18 protein-coding genes and 1 tRNA gene are annotated in these 19,578 nt (G+C 64.0%); 13 read left to right on the forward strand and 6 right to left on the reverse strand.

Going from position 1 to position 19,578, the window contains the following annotated elements; all coding sequences use genetic code 11:
* Positions 1 to 174 precede the first annotated feature (174 nt).
* Positions 175 to 251 (reverse strand) — tRNA-Pro (locus AB3X99_RS00180).
* 37 nt (positions 252 to 288) lie between these two features.
* Positions 289 to 1,281, reverse strand: coding sequence for a polyprenyl synthetase family protein (locus tag AB3X99_RS00185; protein WP_069268503.1), 993 nt, complete (start codon positions 1,279 to 1,281; stop codon positions 289 to 291).
* Positions 1,282 to 1,573: 292 nt separating this feature from the next.
* Between AB3X99_RS00185 and rplU the strand changes: the two genes are divergently transcribed.
* The 4 genes from rplU (at position 1,574) to proB (ending at position 4,675) form a co-directional block, all read left to right on the forward strand.
* Entirely contained in the window at positions 1,574 to 1,885 is a 312-nt protein-coding gene (rplU, locus tag AB3X99_RS00190; RefSeq protein WP_007180329.1) for a 50S ribosomal protein L21, read from the forward strand.
* A 26-nt stretch (positions 1,886 to 1,911) separates the two neighbouring features.
* Positions 1,912 to 2,175, forward strand: coding sequence for a 50S ribosomal protein L27 (gene rpmA / locus AB3X99_RS00195; RefSeq protein ID WP_042270345.1), 264 nt, complete (start codon positions 1,912 to 1,914; stop codon positions 2,173 to 2,175).
* Between the two features lie 192 nt (positions 2,176 to 2,367).
* Entirely contained in the window at positions 2,368 to 3,471 is a 1,104-nt protein-coding gene (gene cgtA / locus AB3X99_RS00200) for an Obg family GTPase CgtA (protein WP_069268504.1), read from the forward strand.
* An 85-nt stretch (positions 3,472 to 3,556) separates the two neighbouring features.
* Positions 3,557 to 4,675: a glutamate 5-kinase gene (gene proB, locus AB3X99_RS00205; RefSeq protein ID WP_342924461.1), complete on the forward strand. Its 1,119-nt coding sequence runs from the start codon at positions 3,557 to 3,559 to the stop codon at positions 4,673 to 4,675.
* Positions 4,676 to 4,779: 104 nt separating this feature from the next.
* On the opposite strand, the gene AB3X99_RS00210 is transcribed toward proB, so the two are convergent.
* Both AB3X99_RS00210 and AB3X99_RS00215 read right to left on the reverse strand, forming a co-directional pair.
* Positions 4,780 to 5,349, reverse strand: a complete 570-nt coding sequence (locus AB3X99_RS00210) for a CNP1-like family protein (protein WP_342948386.1) — start codon at positions 5,347 to 5,349, stop codon at positions 4,780 to 4,782.
* Positions 5,350 to 5,468: 119 nt separating this feature from the next.
* The gene (locus tag AB3X99_RS00215; RefSeq protein ID WP_069268507.1) at positions 5,469 to 6,158 is read right to left on the reverse strand and encodes an RNA pyrophosphohydrolase; all 690 of its coding nucleotides are present in this window, start codon (positions 6,156 to 6,158) and stop codon (positions 5,469 to 5,471) included.
* Between the two features lie 265 nt (positions 6,159 to 6,423).
* Between AB3X99_RS00215 and AB3X99_RS00220 the strand changes: the two genes are divergently transcribed.
* Both AB3X99_RS00220 and AB3X99_RS00225 read left to right on the forward strand, forming a co-directional pair.
* Positions 6,424 to 8,160 carry a proline--tRNA ligase gene (locus AB3X99_RS00220; protein ID WP_342948387.1) on the forward strand — a complete coding sequence of 579 codons (1,737 nt, stop codon included), beginning with the start codon at positions 6,424 to 6,426 and terminating at the stop codon, positions 8,158 to 8,160.
* 35 nt (positions 8,161 to 8,195) lie between these two features.
* Entirely contained in the window at positions 8,196 to 8,795 is a 600-nt protein-coding gene (locus tag AB3X99_RS00225) for a MarC family protein (protein ID WP_069268509.1), read from the forward strand.
* 86 nt (positions 8,796 to 8,881) lie between these two features.
* Here the strand turns inward: AB3X99_RS00225 and AB3X99_RS00230 are convergent, their stop codons facing one another.
* Together AB3X99_RS00230 and ffh are read right to left on the reverse strand one after the other, a co-directional pair.
* Positions 8,882 to 9,433 (reverse strand): hypoxanthine-guanine phosphoribosyltransferase, encoded by a 552-nt coding sequence (locus AB3X99_RS00230; protein ID WP_028207817.1) that lies wholly within the window; start codon positions 9,431 to 9,433, stop codon positions 8,882 to 8,884.
* 147 nt (positions 9,434 to 9,580) lie between these two features.
* A complete protein-coding gene (gene ffh, locus AB3X99_RS00235) occupies positions 9,581 to 10,948 on the reverse strand; it encodes a signal recognition particle protein (protein WP_368615871.1) in 1,368 nt (455 codons plus the stop codon).
* A gap of 116 nt (positions 10,949 to 11,064) precedes the next feature.
* Between ffh and AB3X99_RS00240 the strand changes: the two genes are divergently transcribed.
* The 7 genes from AB3X99_RS00240 (at position 11,065) to AB3X99_RS00270 (ending at position 19,332) form a co-directional block, all read left to right on the forward strand.
* Positions 11,065 to 11,994, forward strand: coding sequence for an inner membrane protein YpjD (locus AB3X99_RS00240; RefSeq protein ID WP_368615872.1), 930 nt, complete (start codon positions 11,065 to 11,067; stop codon positions 11,992 to 11,994).
* Positions 11,995 to 12,016: 22 nt separating this feature from the next.
* A complete protein-coding gene (locus tag AB3X99_RS00245) occupies positions 12,017 to 12,343 on the forward strand; it encodes a PP0621 family protein (protein ID WP_368615873.1) in 327 nt (108 codons plus the stop codon).
* A complete protein-coding gene (ampD, locus tag AB3X99_RS00250; RefSeq protein WP_368615874.1) occupies positions 12,340 to 12,978 on the forward strand; it encodes a 1,6-anhydro-N-acetylmuramyl-L-alanine amidase AmpD in 639 nt (212 codons plus the stop codon). The genes AB3X99_RS00245 and ampD overlap by 4 nt, the downstream gene beginning before the upstream one ends.
* 558 nt (positions 12,979 to 13,536) lie before the next feature.
* Positions 13,537 to 16,527 (forward strand): ribonucleoside-diphosphate reductase subunit alpha, encoded by a 2,991-nt coding sequence (locus AB3X99_RS00255; RefSeq protein ID WP_342948391.1) that lies wholly within the window; start codon positions 13,537 to 13,539, stop codon positions 16,525 to 16,527.
* Positions 16,528 to 17,081: 554 nt separating this feature from the next.
* Positions 17,082 to 18,305: a ribonucleotide-diphosphate reductase subunit beta gene (locus tag AB3X99_RS00260; RefSeq protein ID WP_028207823.1), complete on the forward strand. Its 1,224-nt coding sequence runs from the start codon at positions 17,082 to 17,084 to the stop codon at positions 18,303 to 18,305.
* Between the two features lie 93 nt (positions 18,306 to 18,398).
* The gene (locus tag AB3X99_RS00265; protein WP_083245612.1) at positions 18,399 to 18,725 is read left to right on the forward strand and encodes a hypothetical protein; all 327 of its coding nucleotides are present in this window, start codon (positions 18,399 to 18,401) and stop codon (positions 18,723 to 18,725) included.
* 28 nt (positions 18,726 to 18,753) lie between these two features.
* Positions 18,754 to 19,332: a histone H1-like DNA-binding protein gene (locus tag AB3X99_RS00270; protein ID WP_069268515.1), complete on the forward strand. Its 579-nt coding sequence runs from the start codon at positions 18,754 to 18,756 to the stop codon at positions 19,330 to 19,332.
* Positions 19,333 to 19,578: the final 246 nt, after the last annotated feature.

A 19,578-nucleotide genomic window follows, 5' to 3' on the forward strand; every position in this document is an offset into this window, starting at 1 on the left:
ATGAGGGGGGCGGATGGGGAAACTATAACAGAGGGGTACCGCAGTTCCAGGGCGGTTGGCCGAACGGACAAGGCGGTTGCCGGTTACGCGCCGCGAGTTGCCGGACAGGGTGGAAGTGCGGGAGATACAGGCGAAAAAAAACCGCGCAATGCATGCGCGGTTTTTCTCGAATTCTGGTCGGGGTGAGAGGATTCGAACCTCCGGCCTCTACGTCCCGAACGTAGCGCTCTACCAGGCTAAGCTACACCCCGAATTGACTGCTGGACTCCACAACTCGCTTCGTCTGTTTCAAGACTGGCGCGTCGTTGAGTAAGAACATAATTCTAGCAGGCTATCTTTGTAAATGGAAGGGGGGAACGCTGAAATCGCGTCGGCGGCGGCCTGGGCCTCGGTGCGCGCGCATTGCAGCGTGTGCTCGAGCGCGCCCGAGCGCGTGATTGCCGCGAAGATTTCGTCGAAGCGCGTCGTGCCGCCTTGCTCGATCGCTTCGCGTGCAAGCGCGGCTTCCGCGGCCGTGCCGTGCTCGATCAGCCAGATAAGCGGCAGAGTGGGCTTGCCTTCGCGCAGGTCGTCGCCCGCGTTCTTGCCCATCGATTCAGGCGTGCCCGTGTAGTCGAGCCAGTCGTCCATGATCTGGAATGCCGTGCCGATGCGCCGCCCGTATTCGGCGGCCGCTTCCTCGGTGCGCGCATCCGCTCCCGAAAGCACCGCCCCGAGCTGCGCCGCGGCTTCGAAAAGCTTGGCGGTCTTGTAGCGGATCACCTGCATGTAGCGGTCGGTGTCCACGTCGGCGTCGTGCATGTTCAGCAGCTGCAGGACTTCACCCTCGGAGATGATCGTCGTGGCGGCGGACAGGATTTCCATCACGCGCATCTTGCCGACGCCCACCATCATCTCGAACGAGCGCGAATACAGGTAATCGCCCACCAGCACGCTGGCGGCGTTGCCGAACAGCGCGTTGGCCGTCTGGCGGCCGCGCCGCAGGTCCGATTCGTCGACGACGTCGTCGTGCAGGAGCGTGGCCGTGTGAATGAACTCGACGACCGCTGCGAGCACATGGCGCTCCGTGCCGTGGTCGCCGAGCGCGCCGGCCACCATCAGCAGGAGCGCCGGACGCAGCCGCTTGCCGCCCGCGCCGATGATGTACTCGGAGATCTGGTTGATCAGCATCACCTCGGACGCCAGGCTCTGCCGGATGACACGATTCACCTGCTCCATGTCACTGGCGATGGGGGCAAGCAGGGTGGCTGCGCTGGGGGATGGGGTGGCGGTGGACGACATGATGGCAAATAGGGGTAGTGCCGCGGATTATAAGGCGAATCGACTGCATGCCGGACGCTCCGCTACCGTCCTGCCGATGGCTCCCTCTATTTTCTCGCGGGCCCGACGGCCGCATGGATGCTGGCGCTATGCCGTACGGATAGCCCAGGCGCCCGTCCGACGGGCGCCAGATCCCTCGCGCGCACCCGCGCAACGGACTTGCACACCTTTTGACCACGCAGCTAACTCTATGTATAATCTAAGGTTTCGGGCGCGCAGTGTGTCCCGAAATTATTGAAGAGTGAGGTTCTCAATGTACGCGGTCATAAAAACCGGCGGCAAGCAGTACAAGGTTGCCGTTGGCGAAAAACTTAAAGTAGAACAGATACCGGCTGACATTGACGCAGAAATCACGCTCGACCAGGTTCTCGCAGTGGGCGAAGGCGAATCGATTAAGTTCGGTACGCCGCTGGTGAGTGGGGCTTCCGTCAAGGCCACCGTAGTGTCGCAAGGTCGGCATGCCAAAGTGACCATCTTCAAGATGCGTCGCCGGAAGCACTACCAGAAGCATGGCGGCCACCGCCAGAACTACACCGAACTGCGCATCGACGCGATCAACGCGTAAGCGCACGCAGGTAAAGGAGCAAACAAATGGCACACAAAAAGGCAGGCGGGTCGTCACGTAACGGCCGCGACTCAGAGTCGAAACGACTTGGTGTGAAGGTGTACGGCGGCCAGGCCATCCTCGCCGGCGGCATCATCGTTCGCCAGCGCGGTACGCGCATGCACCCGGGCAACAACGTCGGCATCGGCAAGGACCACACGCTCTACGCGCTGGTCGACGGCCATGTCTCGTTCACGACCAAGGGCGCAGCCAACAAGCACACGGTCAACGTCGTCCCGGCAGCGGCCTGAGCTTTCAAGCTTTAGACCGCTCGCGAGCGGGCTGCACGCGACGCAAGGAAGGCCCCGCGAAGTTTGCGGGGCCTTTTTATTTATCCGCAGTCTTTCGGGGTCGTAACAGGCTTGCGTTTGACTTGCGGTGCGTTGTTGGCCACTTTTGGCCATGGCGGGCAAAATATCGATATCCACGGGACGGAGTAACTCATGAAGTTCATTGACGAAGCGAAGATCGAAGTCATCGCCGGCGATGGGGGCGATGGCAGCGCGTCGATGCGACGCGAGAAGTTCGTCCCGTTCGGCGGGCCGGACGGCGGTGACGGCGGGCGCGGCGGCAGCGTCTACGCTGTCGGCGACCGCAACATCAACACCCTCATCGACTACCGCTACACGAAGAAGCACCAGGCGCGCAACGGCGAGAACGGCCGCGGCTCCGACTGCTACGGCAAGGGCGGCGACGACATCACGCTGCGTATGCCGGTGGGCACGGTCATCACCGACCAGGACACGGGCGAGCTGATCGCCGACCTGACCGAGCACGAGCAGCAGGTGATGGTCGCGAAGGGCGGCGCAGGTGGCCTCGGCAACCTGCATTTCAAGTCGTCAACGAACCGCGCGCCGCGTCAGAAGACCGACGGCAAGCCCGGCGAGCGCCGCATGCTCAAGCTGGAACTGAAGGTGCTGGCCGACGTCGGCCTGCTCGGCATGCCGAACGCGGGCAAGTCCACGTTCATCGCCTCGGTGTCGAATGCGAAGCCCAAGATCGCCGACTACCCGTTCACGACGCTTGCGCCGAATCTGGGCGTGGTGCGCGTGGGGCCGAGCAAGAGCTTCGTGATCGCCGATATTCCGGGCCTGATCGAAGGCGCCGCCGAAGGCGCGGGCCTCGGTCACCAGTTCCTGCGACATCTGCAGCGCACGAACCTGCTGCTGCATCTGGTCGACCTCGCGCCGTTCGATGAAAGCGTCGATCCGGTTGCGGAGGCAAAGGCGATCGTCGGCGAGCTGCGCAAGTACGATGAGACGCTCTACGACAAGCCGCGCTGGCTCGTGCTGAACAAGCTCGACATGGTGCCGGAGGAGGAGCGCGCCGAGCGTATTGCCGACTTCGTGAAGCGCTTCGAGTGGGACGGTCCCGTGTTCGAGATTTCCGCGCTCACGGGGCAGGGCTGCGAAAACCTGTGTTACGCGGTGTACGACTACGTCTCCTCGCACTCGGACGCGCGCCGTGCGGCCGAAGCCGAAGACCTCGCCTCGGACGTGCGCTTCCGCGAGGGGCAGGGCGGGAACGCGCAGCAGCCGCAGGAGTAATTCGCCGCACCGGCCGGTGCGCGAGCCGCGCCGGTCGCGCCAAGGAAACTTCACGCGTCATCAGTCATTTGGGAGACCGCGCAGCATGCGTTCCGTCATCGCCGATTCGCGGCGTCTGGTAGTGAAAGTCGGTTCGAGCCTCGTCACCAACGACGGCCGCGGGCTCGATCATGCGGCAATCGGCCGCTGGGCCGCGCAGATTGCGGCGCTGCGTGCGCAGGGTAAGGAAGTCGTGCTCGTGAGTTCGGGCGCGATCGCGGAAGGCATGCAACGGCTCGGCTGGACGAAGCGGCCGCGCGAAATCGACGAGCTTCAGGCTGCCGCGGCAGTCGGGCAGATGGGGCTCGCGCAGGTCTACGAGAGCCGCTTTGCCGAGCACGATATCCGCACTGCGCAGATCCTGCTCACGCATGCCGACCTGGCTGACCGCGAACGCTATCTCAATGCGCGCTCGACGTTGCTCACGCTGCTGCGCCTGGGCGTCGTGCCGATCATCAACGAGAACGACACCGTGGTCACCGACGAAATCAAGTTCGGCGACAACGACACGCTCGGCGCGCTCGTCGCGAACCTGATCGAAGGCGACGCGCTCATCATCCTCACCGACCAGAGCGGCCTGTATACGGCCGATCCGCGCAAGGACCCGGGTGCGACGCTCGTGCAGGAAGCCGATGCAGGCAAGCCGGAACTCGAGGCAATGGCGGGCGGCGCGGGGTCGAGCATCGGCCGCGGCGGCATGCTCACCAAGATCCTCGCGGCCAAGCGCGCCGCACATAGCGGCGCGAATACGGTGATCGCAAGCGGGCGCGAAGCGCAAGTGCTCGTGCGTCTGGCTGCGGGCGAGGCGATCGGCACGCAGCTCATCGCGCGTACGGCGCGCATGGCGGCGCGCAAGCAGTGGATGGCCGACCATCTGCAGGTGCGCGGCCACGTCGTGATCGACGACGGCGCGGTGCAGAAGCTCACGGCGGACGGCAAGAGCCTGCTGCCCATCGGCGTGACCGGCGTGCAGGGTGCGTTCGCGCGAGGTGAAGTGATCGCTTGCCTGAACGGCGCGGGCGTGGAAGTGGCGCGCGGACTCACCAACTACAGCAGCGCGGAAACCAAGCTGATCCAGCGTCATCCGAGCGGCGAGATCGAGGGGATCCTGGGCTATATGCTCGAGCCGGAACTGATTCACCGCGACAATCTCGTGCTGGTTTGACGGGCGTTCCCGCGCAGCCGCGCAGCGCCAAACGTCAAAAAGCCGCTGTGGCCAAAGGCCGCAGCGGCTTTTTTCATGCCCTTCGCAGCATGGCATGGCGCGGCTTAACGCACCAGCGTCGACTGCGTTCGGCCGTAGCGCAGGTTCTCGATAAGGGTCGACGCCTTCGCGATCGGCATCTTGTTGGCGCAGAAGTAGTCCTGATAGAGCCTCGACTGGTACGCATTGAGCGTGCCGTTCTCGATGCGCGACCAGTTGTTCGCGACGGTCTGGTCCCAGCCGTTGTGATCGGCGTCGAGGCTCGCGTAGAGGCGCCACTCGTAGGTGTCGCAACGAATCCCTTCGTAGTTCACGTTACGCGCGCCGCTCGGGCTCGAGATGACGATGGTGTAGCGCACGACGCCATCCGTGCCGACCGTGAGCGATGCGGGGTCGATGGCGAACTTGAGCGGCGAGTTGTTCGAGACATCGAACGGCAGCAGCGTCGCGCCGGCCTGCGGCAGCGGCGGCAGGCCTTCGAGCTTGTTCTCCTGCCATTCGCCCTTGCGGTCCAGAAGGTAGACGAACGCGCTGTCGTCCTTGTTCGTGGGACCGGAACTGGAGCACGCGGCCAGTCCCGACACAAGCAGCACACCGCCTGCGGCGCATGCCGCAGCAAGAGCAAATCGTTTCAAATTGGTTTTCCTCGAAGCACGGGCGTCAGTTACGAACGAACTGCGCCGCGAATGCGAACCGGCGGGGCCCGGCGCGTGATGCGCCGGACCCCGCCGGTTCGGGCGTTCTTTGCGTTGGCTCAAGCCCCTTGATCCTGCTCGTCCTGCGCAGGCTCGATGATACTCTGCGCCGACTCGCAATCGCTTTCGATCGGCGTACGCGCTGTCCGTGCGGCTACGCCTTCCGGCATGGCCTCATACGGCTCGGCGTGCACCGCGTCTGCGTGCGCCGACGTCACGATGCGCGGGTAGCGCACCTCGTGAGCCTGCACGCCCAGACGCTCCTGACGCGGCGCGGGCCGGCGCAGGAAGCGCGAGAGTTCGGTCAGCGCGAGTTGATAGACGTCACGCTTGAACTCGATGACCGCCTCGAGCGGCACCCAGTATTCATTCCAGCGCCACGCGTCGAACTCAGGATGCTCCGTTGCCCGCAGGCAGATATCGCAGTCGCGCCCGACCATACGCAGCAGAAACCAGATCTGTTTCTGGCCGCGATAATGGCCGCGCACTTCGCGCTTGATGAACTTGTCCGGCACCTCATAACGCAACCAGTCGCGTGTGCGACCGACGATCTTGACGTGCTCCGGATGCAAACCGGTTTCTTCGTGCAACTCCCGAAACATTGCCTGCATGGGGGTTTCACCATACTTGATGCCCCCTTGCGGAAACTGCCAGGAATGTTCGCGAACCCGCTTGCCCCAAAACACCTCGTTTCGCGCGTTCAAGAGGATGATGCCGACGTTCGGGCGAAACCCCTCACGATCCAGCATACAACCACCTTCGAATCCTTTAAAATTGCTTTGATTATAAACAGATAACGGCCCTCACGCACCCGCCGTCCGTGACCCGCCGTCCGGAAAGTCGAGCGAATGGCCGCGGCCGCGCAAAACGGTCTCGGGGCGCGATCGGTCTGGCATCTGGCCCGCGTCATCGGCGCGGCATGCGGCACGTTGTCATAATGGCGGGTTCGTGAACTCCTCCGTTGGTCACTTCTTCGGGCGGTCTGCACCGGGCCGCCGCTTTTGGATAATTTGAATGAAAGCCTCCCGTTTCTTTATCGGCACCCTGAAGGAAGCGCCCGCTGACGCGGAAATCGTCAGCCACAAGCTGATGGTTCGCGCGGGCATGATCCGTCGCATCGCTGGCGGCATTTACAACTATCTGCCGATCGGCCTGCGTTCGATTCGCAAGGTCGAGCAGATCGTGCGCGAAGAAATGAACCGCGCCGGCGCCATCGAGCTGCTCATGCCGGCCGTGCAGCCGGCCGAGCTGTGGCAGGAATCGGGTCGCTGGGAACAATACGGGCCGGAACTGCTGCGCTTCAAGGATCGCAAGCAGAGCGACTTCGTGATGGGCCCGACGCACGAAGAGGTCGTCACCGACATCGCGCGCGGCCAGATCAAGAGCTATCGCCAGCTGCCGGTGAACTTCTACCAGGTGCAGACGAAGTTCCGCGACGAAATCCGTCCCCGTTTCGGCGTGATGCGCGGGCGCGAATTCATCATGAAGGACGCGTATTCGTTCGATAAGGACGTCGAAGGTCTCAAGCTCTCGTACCAGAAAATGTACGACGCCTACGTGCGCATCTTCACGCGTCTCGGCCTGCAGTTCCGCGCAGTCGCGGCCGACAACGGCTCGATCGGCGGCAGCGGCTCGCACGAATTCCACGTGATCGCGGAAACGGGCGAGGACGACATCGCCTACTGCCCGACCTCGGACTTCGCGGCCAACGTCGAAGCCGCCGAAGCGTTGCCGCTCATCGCGCAGCGCGGCGCCCCCACGCAAGCGCTCACGAAGACGCCCACGCCGGGCGCGGCGAAATGCGAGGCTGTGGCTGAACTTCTCGGCATCCCGCTCGAAAGCACGATCAAGTCGATCATCCTCGCGACGGACAACGAAGGCGCCGAGCCCACGATCTGGCTGCTGATGCTGCGCGGCGACCACGATCTGAACGAGATCAAGGTCGGCAAGCTCGAAGGTCTGAGCGGCTTCCGCTTCGCGACCGAAGCGGAAATCGTCGAGTGGTTCGGCACGCCGCCGGGCTACCTCGGACCGCTGGGCACGAAGAAGCCGGTCAAGGTGATCGCCGATCGCACGGTCGCGAACATGAGCGATTTCGTAGTGGGCACGAACGAAGTCGATTTCCACACCACGGGCGTGAACTGGGGCCGCGACCTGCCGGAGCCGGTCGTCGCCGACATCCGCAACGTGAAGAAGGGCGATCCCTCGCCGGACGGCAAGGGTGTGATCGACATCTGCCGCGGCATCGAAGTGGGCCACGTGTTCCAGCTCGGCACGAAGTACTCGGAAGCGATGAACGCCACGTTCCTCGCCGAGAACGGCAAGCCCGCGCCGATGCAGATGGGCTGCTACGGCATTGGCGTCACGCGTATCCTCGGTGCAGCCATCGAGCAGAACTTCGACGAGAAGGGCATCATCTGGCCTGAGTCGATCGCGCCGTTCCAGGTCGTCGTGTGCCCGATGGGCATGGACCGCAGCGAGCTCGTGCGTGAGCACGCCGAGCGCGTCTACAACGAACTGCTCGAAGCGGGCGTCGACGTGATTCTCGACGACCGCGGCGAGCGCCCGGGCGTGATGTTCGCCGACTGGGAACTGATCGGCGTGCCGCATCGTCTCGTGATCGGCGAGCGGGGCCTGAAGGACGGCAAGATCGAGTACCAGGGCCGCCGCGATACCGAAGCGACGCTGCTCGCGGCCGATGAGGCCGCGCAGACGGTGGCGCAGAAGATCCGCGCGGCACTCGCGGTTTAACGACGATCCATCCCGGTTAAAGGAGCGCTGCGAGCGTGGAGTACAGTTTTTTGTCCGCTACGGTCCTGCTGCTCCTCATCACCGACCCGCTCGGGAATATTCCGCTCTTCATCAGTTGCCTGCGCGGCGTTGCCAAGCAGCGCCGCGCGGTCGTGATCCTGCGCGAGGTCGCGATTGCGTTCGTGATCCTGCTGATCTTCATGGTCGCCGGTAACAGCTTCCTGCGCATGATGGGGCTCACCGATACATCGCTGCGCATCGGCGGCGGCATCGTACTGTTCCTCATCGCGCTGCGGATGATCTTTCCGCATCCGGGCGGCCCGTTCGGTGGCGGCGACAAGGGCGGCGAGCCGCTCATCGTGCCGCTCGCCATTCCTGCGCTGGCCGGGCCTTCGGCGCTTGCCACGGTCATGCTGCTCACCTCTCAGGCGCCGGGCAAACTCTACGAATGGATGACCGCGCTCGTCGTGACGATGGTGATCTGCGCGGTCGTGCTGGTGATGGCGGAGCGCATCCAGCAGTGGCTCGGCGAGCGCGTAGTGACGGCCTTCGAGCGGCTGATGGGCCTCGTGCTCGTGGCGATATCGGTGGAGATGATCCTCGCGGGCATCGCGACCTTCGTGCATCACCTCTGACGCCGCGTGCAGCGCGCGTCGCAGGCAACAAAAAAGCAGCCCGCGGGCTGCTTTTTTCATGGTGCGTCAGACAGTCGATGCGCGCTTCACGCGCCTTCGGTCAGCGCACGGATAGTCGGCAGATTGCGCCAGTATCCCTTGGCGTCCATGCCGCAGCCGAACACGTAGCGGTCCGGCACCGAAAAACCGCAGTAGTCGGGATGCAGCGGCTTGGCCTTCGTCAGCGTCTTCTCGCACAGCACGGCCGAAAGGAAACGCTTCGCGCCCATGTCCATGATGCGGTCGCGAATCGCGGCCATGGTCTCGCCTTCGTCGAGGATGTCGTCGAGCACGAGCACCACACGGTCCTTCACCGACTCGCGCGGCGCCACGCGCCACTGCATCTCGGCGCTGCCCTTGATCGCGTTGCGGTAGCGCGTGAGGTGGATGTAGTCGAACTCGAGCGGGAAGTCGAGGTGCGGCAGCAGCATGCCGGTGAACACGGCGGCGCCGCCCATCACCGACAGCACGAGCGGGAAGTCCTCGCTGATTTCGGCGCGGATGGCTTCGGCCATCCGGCCGATCGACGCATTGACGTCGCCCTCCGAAACGATCTCTTCGGAGTGGCGGAAAATGTGCAGGGCTTCTTCGCGATTCATGACTCTGGCGGGAAGGTAGCTGTAGCTATTGAAGTGTGGAAAATAACGGCGGCGCGCGCTACAGCATAAACCCGCGCATTCGGTCCGTCGCGCGCCGCGTCGAATGGGGCCGCCGTGCGCGCGATGTGCGCCGCGCGGCCCGCAAGATCAGCGCATGCCGGGCATCATGCCCTTCATGCCGCGCATCATCTTTTGCAGATTGCCGCCCTTGAGCTTCTTCATCATGGTGCGCATCTGCTCGTACTGGTTGAGCATGCGGTTCACTTCCTGAACCTGCACGCCAGCGCCCGCCGCAATGCGGCGCTTGCGCGTGGCCTTGATGAGCTCGGGCTTGGCGCGCTCGGCGGGCGTCATCGAATTGATGATGCCTTCCATGCGGCGCATCTGCTTCTCGGCCTGGCCCATGTTGGCGCCCGAGGCGGCCTGCTGGAACTGTGCGGGCAGCTTGTCCATGAGCGACGACAGGCCGCCCATGCTCTTCATCTGCGAGAGCTGCGCGCGGAAGTCGTTGAGGTCGAAGTCGCCGCCTTTCTTGACCTTGTCGGCGAGCTTTTGCGCGGCCTGGACGTCCACGCCGCGCTGCGCTTCCTCGACGAGCGCGAGAATGTCGCCCATGCCGAGAATACGGTTCGCCATGCGGTCCGGGTAGAACACCTCGAGGCCATCGAGCTTTTCCGCGACGCCGACGAACTTGATCGGCTTGCCCGTGATGTGGCGCACGGAGAGCGCCGCGCCGCCGCGCGAGTCGCCGTCGAGCTTGGTGAGCACGACGCCGGTGAGCGGCAGGGCGTCGTTGAACGCCTTCGCGGTGTTGACCGCGTCCTGACCGAGCATGGCGTCGACCACGAACAGTGTTTCGGCGGGCTTGAGCGAGGCGTGCAGCGCGGTGATCTCGTTCATCATCGCCTCGTCGATACCGAGCCGGCCGGCCGTGTCGACGAGCAGCACGTCGTGATAGTGGCGCTTGGCCCAGTCGACCGCGGCGGCGGCGATCTCGACGGGCTTCTGGTCCGGCTGCGAGGGGAAGAAGTCGGCGCCGACCTGTTCCGTCACCGTCTTCAACTGCGCGATAGCGGCAGGGCGGTAGACGTCGCACGAAACGGTGAGGACCTTCTTCTTGTACTTCTCGCGCAGGAGCTTGGCGAGCTTGCCGGTGGTGGTGGTCTTGCCGGCGCCCTGCAGACCCGCCATGAGGATGACGGCAGGCGGCGTGACGGCGAGATCGAGTTCGGCGGCACGGCCTTCGTAGTCGCCGCCGATCACGGCGGTCAGCTCGCGCTGCACCACGCCGACGAGCGCCTGGCCCGGCGAGAGGCTGGAGATCACTTCTTCGCCGAGCGCCTTCTCCTTCACCTTGGCGATGAATTCGCGCACGACGGGCAGCGCCACGTCCGCTTCGAGCAGGGCGAGACGCACCTCGCGCAGCATTTCCTGCGTATTGGCTTCGGTCAGCCGGGCTTCGCCGCGCAGCGTCTTGACGACGCGCGCCATCCGTTGAGTGAGATTGTCGAGCATGGGGAGGCGGTGAGCAGTGCGGCCCGGCCCGCGCGCGCAAAACGGGAATGCGCCGCGTTTCGTCGCCGATTCGTTAGGTGAGCGCGCGGCCAGGGGGCCTATAGTAAACTTCGAACATGGATATTGTACTGTATGCCCTCACCGTGCTCCTGTACGGCGGATTGTGCGCCGCCGACTGGCGCGCGCTGCGCCGCGCGGGCACCGCGCCGCTGCTCGGCAGCGTGCCTCCCGTTCCGGTGACGCTCGGCGCGGGCGGCGACGCCCTGCGCGCGCGGACCTTCGGCCCGCTTTCGCGCGCGCTGCTGTTCGCCGCGCTCGCCGCGCACGGCGTGCTCCTGCACATGACGATCTTCCCCGCCAACGAAATGGTGTTCGGCTTCGCCTTCGCGTTGTCGGCCATGTTCTGGCTCGGCGCGGGCATCTACTGGATCGAGAGCTTTTTCTTTTCGCTCGACGGCCTGCGTCTGTTGCTGCTGCCGTTGGCGGCCGTCGCGTCCATCTTGCCGCTCGTGTTCGGCGGCGTGCGCGTGCTGCCCTACGCGGCCGCGCCGATGTTCAAGCTGCACTTCGTCATCGCGAACGTCGCCTACGGGCTCTTTGCGATCGCCGCGCTGCATGCGGTGCTGATGCTCGCCGTCGAGCGCCGGCTGCATGCGCTCAAGGGCGCCGGCTTCCAGCGCAACGCGGGCAATCGCGGCGGCGGCTGGCTCTCGAACTGGATCGAGACGTTGCCGCCGCTCCTCACGATGGAAAAGCTGCTGTTCCGCCTGATCGGCGCGGGCTTCGTGCTGCTCACGGCCACGCTCGTCTCGGGCATCGTGTTCAGCGAGCAGTTGATCGACCGGCCGCTTTCGCTCGATCACAAGACCGTCTTCGCGATTCTTTCGTGGCTGATGTTCGGCGCGTTGCTCACCGCGCGCAAGATTTCCGGCTGGCGCGGCCGCGCTGCGCTGCGCTGGGTGATCGCATCGTTCATCGCCTTGCTGCTCGCTTATGTGGGCAGCCGTTTCGTCTTCGAGGTGCTGCTGCACCGCCCTGTGGTTTGAGTCGTGTGAGTCGCGTGTTCCGATGAGACAGATTCTTCTCCTCGTCCTGCTGTTCGTGGTCGGACAGTGGTTCGTCAAGGCGCTGCGCCGTGCGCAGACGCAGACGCGCGCCGGTGCGCAACCGGGACAGGGCGCGCAGCCGGGACAGGGCGCCGCGCAAAGCGCCACTGGCGGCGCGAGCACGAGCGGCAAGGCTGCGCTGCCCGAGCCGATGGTGCGCTGCGCCGAGTGTGGCGTGCATGCGCCGCGCAGTGAATCGGTGAGTGTCGGCGCGCGCTCGTTCTGCAGTTCCGAGCACGCGCGTGCCTGGGACGCGCGCACCACGGCCCAGGATCGCCCCGCACGATGAGCGCTGCTGGATCGCCAGGACTGCCAGGATCGCGCGCGTACGCAGTCGATGCGCAGGGCTGGGTGCCCGGCGCGCGCCAACTGCCTTCGCCCAACTTCGAGGCCCGCCCGCCAGGCGCCGTGCCGACGCTCATCGTCGTCCACAACATCAGCCTGCCGCCCAACGTCTTCGGCGGCCCCGAGATCGCCGATCTCTTTCTCAACCGCCTCGACTGCGACGCGCATCCGTACTTCGACGCCAACCTGCGCGGCGTGCGCGTCTCGGCGCACTTCGTCATTCATCGCGATGGCACGCTCGAGCAGTTCGTCTCGTGTGACGAGCGTGCGTGGCACGCGGGCGCGTCGAGCTTCTTCGGGCGCGAGCGCTGTAACGATTTCGCCATCGGCATCGAACTGGAAGGCAGCGACACGACGGCCTTCGAGGCGCCGCAATACGCGACGCTCGCGGCGCTCGTGAAGGCGCTCATCGCGCACTATCCGATCGAGGCGCTGGCGGGCCATTCGGACATCGCGCCCGGGCGCAAGACCGATCCCGGCCCGCACTTCGACTGGGCGCGCCTCAAACACGATACGCAGCTCGCCGATGCCAGCTTCCCCTATATCCAGGGGCACGGCGCGCAGGACGCGGCGTCGTGACACGTTCGATCGCCTGCTGAACCTCTCAAGCTGCACAAGAAATAAGCACCTTTTGCGCGCAAACGCAGGGTCTTCGCGCGCGCCTCGCAGACCACTCGAAGGGGCATTCGCCGCCAGGCCCCGCGCCGCTTGGCTTGTGGTCTTGTCAAGATAGGACCAGCAAAAAAAGCCATTTGATCGTACTGTTTCTTCCACTATACTTGGTACCCGAAACAAGGCTTCACACCATATGTTGTGTTGTACCGCGGCGCCCCGCTTCACTCGCAAGGCGCCGCGCGCGTTACCGGCATAGAAAAAACAGAAACTTTGTACGGTGCCGCCGGCCGAGAGAACCGGCGCACCGGCTGTAATCGAGAGAGAAGGTACAGCCAATGATCGCGACATCCACGATGAAGACCGAAGCAGTCCGTGATTCATCTGCCTTGTCGCATCCGGCAGCCTCGCCAGGCTGGACTTTATTCTCTGCCCGATCGAGCGTGCACACGGGGGCACGACGTCGGCGTCCGTCTTAATCCGCGAACTCTCTTCGCACCTTTCCAGGACCCAGGAGCTTTGCACATGCAAACGACCGATAACGTCTCGACCCGGTATGAAGGCGCGCCCGCCGCGCACACGCTGGGTGGCCAACCGCAAGACGGCCAGACGAGCGCGCAGCAGTTCGCCGACCACAAGGTGATTCGCCGCAACGGTAGCGTGGTGTCGTTCGAACCTTCGAAAGTCGCGATCGCGATGACGAAGGCCTTCCTCGCCGTAAACGGCGGCCAGGGCGCGGCGTCTGCGCGCATTCGCGAGCTCGTCGAACAGCTCACGCAGAACGTCGTGCGCGCACTCGTGCGCAGCCGTCCGAACGGCGGCACGTTCCACATCGAAGACATCCAGGATCAGGTCGAACTCGCGCTGATGCGCGGCGGCGAGCACAACGTCGCGCGCGCCTACGTGCTGTATCGCGAGAAGCGCAACCAGGAGCGCGCCAACGCGCCGGAAACGGCAGCGAGCGCAGCGCCCGGCATCAACGTCACGGACAACGGCGTGACGCGCCCGCTCGACATGCAGGCGCTGCGCGCACTGATCGACTCGTCGTGCGACGGTCTCGGCGACGCGGTCAACGCCGACCCGATCGTCGCGGAGACGGTCAAGAATCTGTACGACGGCGTGCCGATGAGCCAGGTCTACGACTCGGCCATCCTCGCTGCGCGCACGATGATCGAAAAGGACCCGGCGTATAGCCAGGTGACCTCGCGCATCCTGCTGCACACGATCCGTCGCGAAATTCTCGAAGAGGAAGTGACGCAAGCCGAAATGGCCGTGCGTTACGCCGACTACTTCCCGCAGTTCATCAAGCGCGGCGTGGAAGCGGGCCTGCTCGACGACAAGCTCCAGCAGTTCGACCTCAAGCGTCTCGGCAACGCGCTCGACGCGAGCCGCGACCTGCAGTTCGGCTACCTCGGTCTGCAGACGCTGTACGACCGCTACTTCCTGCACGTCGGCGGCACGCGCATCGAAATGCCCCAAGCATTCTTCATGCGCGTCGCGATGGGCCTCTCGCTCAACGAGATCGACCGCGAAGCGCGCGCGATCGAGTTCTACAACGTGCTCTCGTCGTTCGACTTCATGTCGTCCACGCCCACGCTGTTCAACTCGGGCACGCATCGCTCGCAGCTCTCGTCGTGCTACCTCACGACGGTTGCCGACGACCTCGACGGCATCTACGAAGCGCTCAAGGACAACGCGCTGCTCTCGAAGTTTGCCGGCGGTCTGGGCAACGACTGGACGCGCGTGCGCGCGCTCGGCTCGCACATCAAGGGCACCAACGGCAAGTCGCAAGGCGTCGTGCCGTTCCTGAAGGTCGTGAACGACACGGCTGTCGCCGTGAACCAGGGCGGCAAGCGCAAGGGCGCGGTGTGCGCCTACCTGGAATCGTGGCACCTCGACATCGAAGAATTCCTCGAGCTGCGCAAGAACACCGGCGACGACCGCCGCCGCACCCACGACATGAACACGGCGAACTGGATTCCCGACCTGTTCATGAAGCGCGTGATGGAAGGCGGCGACTGGACGCTCTTCTCGCCCTCGACCTGCCCGGATCTGCACGACAAGTTCGGCGCCGAGTTCGAACAGGCTTACACGGCTTACGAAGAAAAGGTCGCGCGCGGCGAGATCAAGCTGTTCAAGAAGCTGCCGGCCGCGCAACTGTGGCGCAAGATGCTCGGCATGCTGTTCGAAACGGGTCACCCGTGGATCACGTTCAAGGATCCGTGCAACATCCGTTCGCCGCAGCAGCACGTGGGCGTCGTCCACTCGTCGAACCTGTGCACGGAAATCACGCTGAACACCAGCGACAGCGAAATCGCCGTGTGTAACCTGGGCTCGGTGAACCTCGTCGCGCACATGGTGGAACAGGCCGACGGCACGTTCGCGCTCGACCACGACAAGCTCAAGCGCACCATCAGCGTGGCGATGCGCATGCTCGATAACGTCATCGACATCAACTACTACGCGGTGTCGAAGGCGCGCAACTCGAACCTGAAGCACCGTCCGGTGGGCATGGGCATCATGGGCTTCCAGGACTGCCTGCACGTTCTGCGCACGCCGTTTGCTTCGCAGGAAGCCGTGGAGTTCGCCGACCGCTCGATGGAAGCCGTCTGCTACTACGCGTACTGGGCGTCGACGGAGCTGGCAGCCGAGCGCGGCCGCTACTCGACCTACCGCGGCTCGCTGTGGGATCGCGGCATCCTCCCGCAGGACACGCTCAAGCTGCTCGCTGAAGCACGCGGCGGCTACGTCGAAGTCGACTCGAGCGAATCGATGGACTGGACGTCGCTGCGCGAGCGCATCGCGACGCACGGCATGCGCAATTCGAACTGCATCGCGATCGCCCCGACCGCGACCATCTCGAACATCATCGGCGTGTCGCCTTGCATCGAGCCGACGTTCCAGAACCTCTATGTGAAGTCGAACCTCTCGGGCGAATTCACGGTGGTGAACGACTACCTGGTGCGCGACCTGAAGGCGCGCGGCCTGTGGGACGAAGTCATGGTCGCCGACCTGAAGTACTTCGACGGCATGCTCTCGCGCATCGACCGCGTGCCGGCCGATCTACGCGCTGTGTATGCAACGGCGTTCGAAGTCGACCCGACGTGGCTCGTCGAAGCCGCATCGCGTCGTCAGAAGTGGATCGACCAGGCGCAGTCGCTGAACATCTTCATGGCGGGCGCATCGGGCAAGAAGCTCGATGAGATCTACAAGCTCGCATGGGTGCGCGGTCTGAAGACCACGTACTACCTGCGCACGATGGGGGCGACGCACGTCGAGAAGTCGACGGTTGCGCACGGCGCGCTCAACGCCGTGCCGACGGGCGGCGAGGGCGGCGGCAATGCAGGCGGCGCGTTCGGCGGTGCAACGGGCGGCGCATTCGGCGGTGCAGCAGGGTCGACCACGATGCAGGCCGCACCGCAAGCCGCGGTTGAGGCGGCGCCGGAAGCCGATGGTCCGGTGTGCATGATGCGTCCGGGCGACCCCGGCTTCGAAGAGTGCGAGGCTTGCCAGTAAAGCTGGCTGCGCATGATGCGTGCGGTGCAACGCCGCTCGCATCATGCGAGGACTGCAGCATCAGTAGTAAACAGTAGTCGAAGCAGTCGTAGCGAGATGTAACAACGAACGAGGCGCGCGCAATGCGCGCCGGCTCTCCCGGCAACTCGCACCACGCGCGTTGCGGTACGCGAAAGAGGCAACAGGAAGGAATCCCTGGAGTTTCTCGCAGGGACAAGACTCATGGCCGCGCGAGCTTCCAGCGCCGCGCGCGGCAGGCAGTGAGCGGCGAGTGAAAACGCGCTCGCAGCGCGAGAGAAAAGCGCGCGGCGAACCCCGTCTTTCACACACGCTCTCGATGTCGCGAAGACCTTCGAAGCACATCGCACATGCGAAGTGAGCACGACGAATCAGTGCTCTCTACACAGTGCTCACGCGATGCAATCGACACGATGCGATAACAAAGTGTTGTATCGAGGTCGCAACGCGAATCGAAAACAGGATTTTTCGTGTGCGAACCCTTTTATCGCTCACGAAAAGATGGTACAAACCGATCTAAATTGATGGTGACATTTATGCTCAACTGGGATGACGAGATCACGGCCGTAACTCCGTCGAGCGGTGCGCAGCAAAACGCAATGCGCAACCCCGCGGGTCAGGCTGTCCAGGCTGCCGAGGTGCAGTTTGGTCTGCGTTCCGCTCCTCAGGCTTCCACGGCGACCAACATCTTCGCCAGCGACTTCGCCGTTGCACCGCCGCCGCAAGCGCCGGTCTCGACCGAAGCGCGCGTGAATGTCGCCGACAAGCGCATCATCAACGGCCAGACCGACGTGAATCAGTTGGTCCCGTTCAAGTACAAGTGGGCTTGGGAAAAATACCTGGCAGGCTGCGCGAACCACTGGATGCCGCAGGAAATCAACATGTCCCGCGACATCGCCCTGTGGAAGGACCCGAACGGTCTGACCGAGGACGAGCGCCGCATCGTCAAGCGCAACCTCGGCTTCTTCGTGACCGCCGACTCGCTCGCCGCGAACAACATCGTGCTCGGCACCTACCGGCACATCACGGCGCCCGAATGCCGCCAGTTCCTGCTGCGCCAGGCGTTCGAAGAGGCGATCCACACGCACGCCTACCAGTACATCGTCGAGTCGCTGGGTCTGGACGAGAGCGAGATCTTCAACGCGTACCACGAGGTCAAGTCGATCCGCGACAAGGACGAGTTCCTGATCCCGTTCATCCAGACGCTGACTGATCCGTCGTTCAAGACCGGCACGCTCGAAGCCGATCAGAACCTGCTCAAGTCGCTCATCGTGTTCGCCTGCATCATGGAAGGCCTGTTCTTCTATGTAGGCTTCACGCAAATTCTCGCGCTCGGCCGCCAGAACAAGATGACCGGTGCCGCTGAGCAGTACCAGTACATCCTGCGTGACGAGTCGATGCACTGCAACTTCGGCATCGACCTCATCAACCAGATCAAGCTTGAAAACCCGCACCTGTGGACCCCGGCGTTCCGTGCGGAAATCACCGAACTGTTCAAGCATGCGGTCGACCTCGAGTACCGCTACGCCGAGGACACCATGCCTCGCGGCGTGCTCGGTCTGAACGCATCGATGTTCAAGAGCTATCTGCGCTTCATCTGCAACCGCCGTTGCCAGCAGATCGGTCTCGATCAGCTGTTCCCGAACGAAGAGAATCCGTTCCCGTGGATGAGCGAGATGATCGACTTGAAGAAGGAACGCAACTTCTTCGAGACGCGCGTGATCGAATATCAGACGGGTGGTGCGCTGTCCTGGGAATAACCCGGGCGCACTGCGGTGCAAGTCTTTTGGGGTTGCCGCGAGGCGCCGTGCAGGCGCCTCGACCGGCATGATGATTAGGAGCAGGAACGCCTGATGCAAAGCATGCCCGGAGCCAGGCTGGCTCACCGACGTGACAGGCACTTTGCGAACCCTTCAGAGGGATGGGCAAACTTCCCCCCGGAAAAGCGCGCAGGCTTCGCGTGTCGTGAGGCCGCCGCTTTCAACGAACGTTGCCCGGTGTCGGTAGCCGACGCCGGAATGACTTGGCGCGCTGTGCCTCGTGGCACGGCGCGCCTTACCGCATTCATTAGCGTAAGCGCGCGGGATCAGCGTACGCCGATGAATAGCCCGCTTCGCAGCGTGCGCCGTGAGAAGCGTTCGCGGGAAGCGGGTTTTGACGAAGGGTGTAGTTTGAACTGACTCTCATCTGAACCTGAAGGAGAAAAAAATGGCTACTGCCAAGAAGAAACCGGCGGCTAAGAAGGCCGCAGTGAAGAAGGTTGCAGCGAAGAAGGCAGCTCCGGCGAAGAAGGCCGCAGCGAAGAAGGTCGCGGTCAAGAAGGTCGCAGCCAAGAAAGTCGCCGTGAAGAAGGTTGCTGCGAAGAAGGCAGCACCGGCGAAGAAGGCCGCAGCGAAGAAGGTTGCAGCCAAGAAAGTCGCCGTGAAGAAGGTCGCTGCGAAGAAGGCAGCACCGGCGAAGAAGGCCGCAGCGAAGAAGGTTGCAGCCAAGAAAGTCGCCGTGAAGAAGGTTGCTGCGAAGAAGGCAGCACCGGCGAAGAAGGCCGCCGCCAAGAAGGTCGCTGCGAAGAAGGTTGCAGCCAAGAAGGCGCCTGCGAAGAAGGCTGCTGCCAAGAAGGCTGCGCCTGCGAAGAAGGCTGCCGCCAAGAAGGCTGCCAAGAAGGCGCCTGCGAAGGCCGCTGCCGCACCTGCTGCCCCTGCTGCGCAACCGTCCGCGCCCGCAGCAACGGTCAAGACTGCCCTGAATCCGGCCGCAGCATGGCCGTTCCCGACCGGCAGCCGTCCGTAAGCAGTCCGAGACGAAGCGCGCAGGCTGCATCGTACGCGCGCTTCGTTGGCCGGGCCGGGCGGCATGGAGCGCCAGGCTCGATCCCAATCCCGTCGCTGGGTTGTCCCGCGGCGGGATTTTTTTCGTCTGGAGTTCGTAATAGTCGGGGTGAGGGCGCCTGCATGCCGCGTGCGGGCATGAAAAAAGGCGCATGCACAGGGGAGCACATGCGCCTGAGGTTCCGCATCCGGCGCGAGGCGCCGCTGC

It is taken from the genome of Paraburkholderia sp. BR10882 (genome assembly GCF_040948855.1).
Classification (GTDB): Bacteria; Pseudomonadota; Gammaproteobacteria; order Burkholderiales; family Burkholderiaceae; genus Paraburkholderia; species Paraburkholderia nodosa_A.

What these genes read in the sequence shown, in the direction of transcription:
- AB3X99_RS00240 (WP_368615872.1), top strand. Translation starts at nt 11,065, where the DNA reads ATGGATATTGTACTGTATGCCCTCACCGTGCTCCTGTACGGCGGATTG.
- cgtA (WP_069268504.1), top strand. Translation starts at nt 2,368, where the DNA reads ATGAAGTTCATTGACGAAGCGAAGATCGAAGTCATCGCCGGCGATGGG.
- rpmA (WP_042270345.1), top strand. Translation starts at nt 1,912, where the DNA reads ATGGCACACAAAAAGGCAGGCGGGTCGTCACGTAACGGCCGCGACTCA.
- AB3X99_RS00185 (WP_069268503.1), bottom strand. Translation starts at nt 1,281, where the DNA reads ATGTCGTCCACCGCCACCCCATCCCCCAGCGCAGCCACCCTGCTTGCC.
- AB3X99_RS00270 (WP_069268515.1), top strand. Translation starts at nt 18,754, where the DNA reads ATGGCTACTGCCAAGAAGAAACCGGCGGCTAAGAAGGCCGCAGTGAAG.
- proB (WP_342924461.1), top strand. Translation starts at nt 3,557, where the DNA reads ATGCGTTCCGTCATCGCCGATTCGCGGCGTCTGGTAGTGAAAGTCGGT.
- AB3X99_RS00215 (WP_069268507.1), bottom strand. Translation starts at nt 6,158, where the DNA reads ATGCTGGATCGTGAGGGGTTTCGCCCGAACGTCGGCATCATCCTCTTG.
- AB3X99_RS00255 (WP_342948391.1), top strand. Translation starts at nt 13,537, where the DNA reads ATGCAAACGACCGATAACGTCTCGACCCGGTATGAAGGCGCGCCCGCC.
- rplU (WP_007180329.1), top strand. Translation starts at nt 1,574, where the DNA reads ATGTACGCGGTCATAAAAACCGGCGGCAAGCAGTACAAGGTTGCCGTT.
- AB3X99_RS00230 (WP_028207817.1), bottom strand. Translation starts at nt 9,433, where the DNA reads ATGAATCGCGAAGAAGCCCTGCACATTTTCCGCCACTCCGAAGAGATC.
- AB3X99_RS00245 (WP_368615873.1), top strand. Translation starts at nt 12,017, where the DNA reads ATGAGACAGATTCTTCTCCTCGTCCTGCTGTTCGTGGTCGGACAGTGG.
- AB3X99_RS00220 (WP_342948387.1), top strand. Translation starts at nt 6,424, where the DNA reads ATGAAAGCCTCCCGTTTCTTTATCGGCACCCTGAAGGAAGCGCCCGCT.
- AB3X99_RS00260 (WP_028207823.1), top strand. Translation starts at nt 17,082, where the DNA reads ATGCTCAACTGGGATGACGAGATCACGGCCGTAACTCCGTCGAGCGGT.
- AB3X99_RS00265 (WP_083245612.1), top strand. Translation starts at nt 18,399, where the DNA reads ATGCAAAGCATGCCCGGAGCCAGGCTGGCTCACCGACGTGACAGGCAC.
- ampD (WP_368615874.1), top strand. Translation starts at nt 12,340, where the DNA reads ATGAGCGCTGCTGGATCGCCAGGACTGCCAGGATCGCGCGCGTACGCA.
- ffh (WP_368615871.1), bottom strand. Translation starts at nt 10,948, where the DNA reads ATGCTCGACAATCTCACTCAACGGATGGCGCGCGTCGTCAAGACGCTG.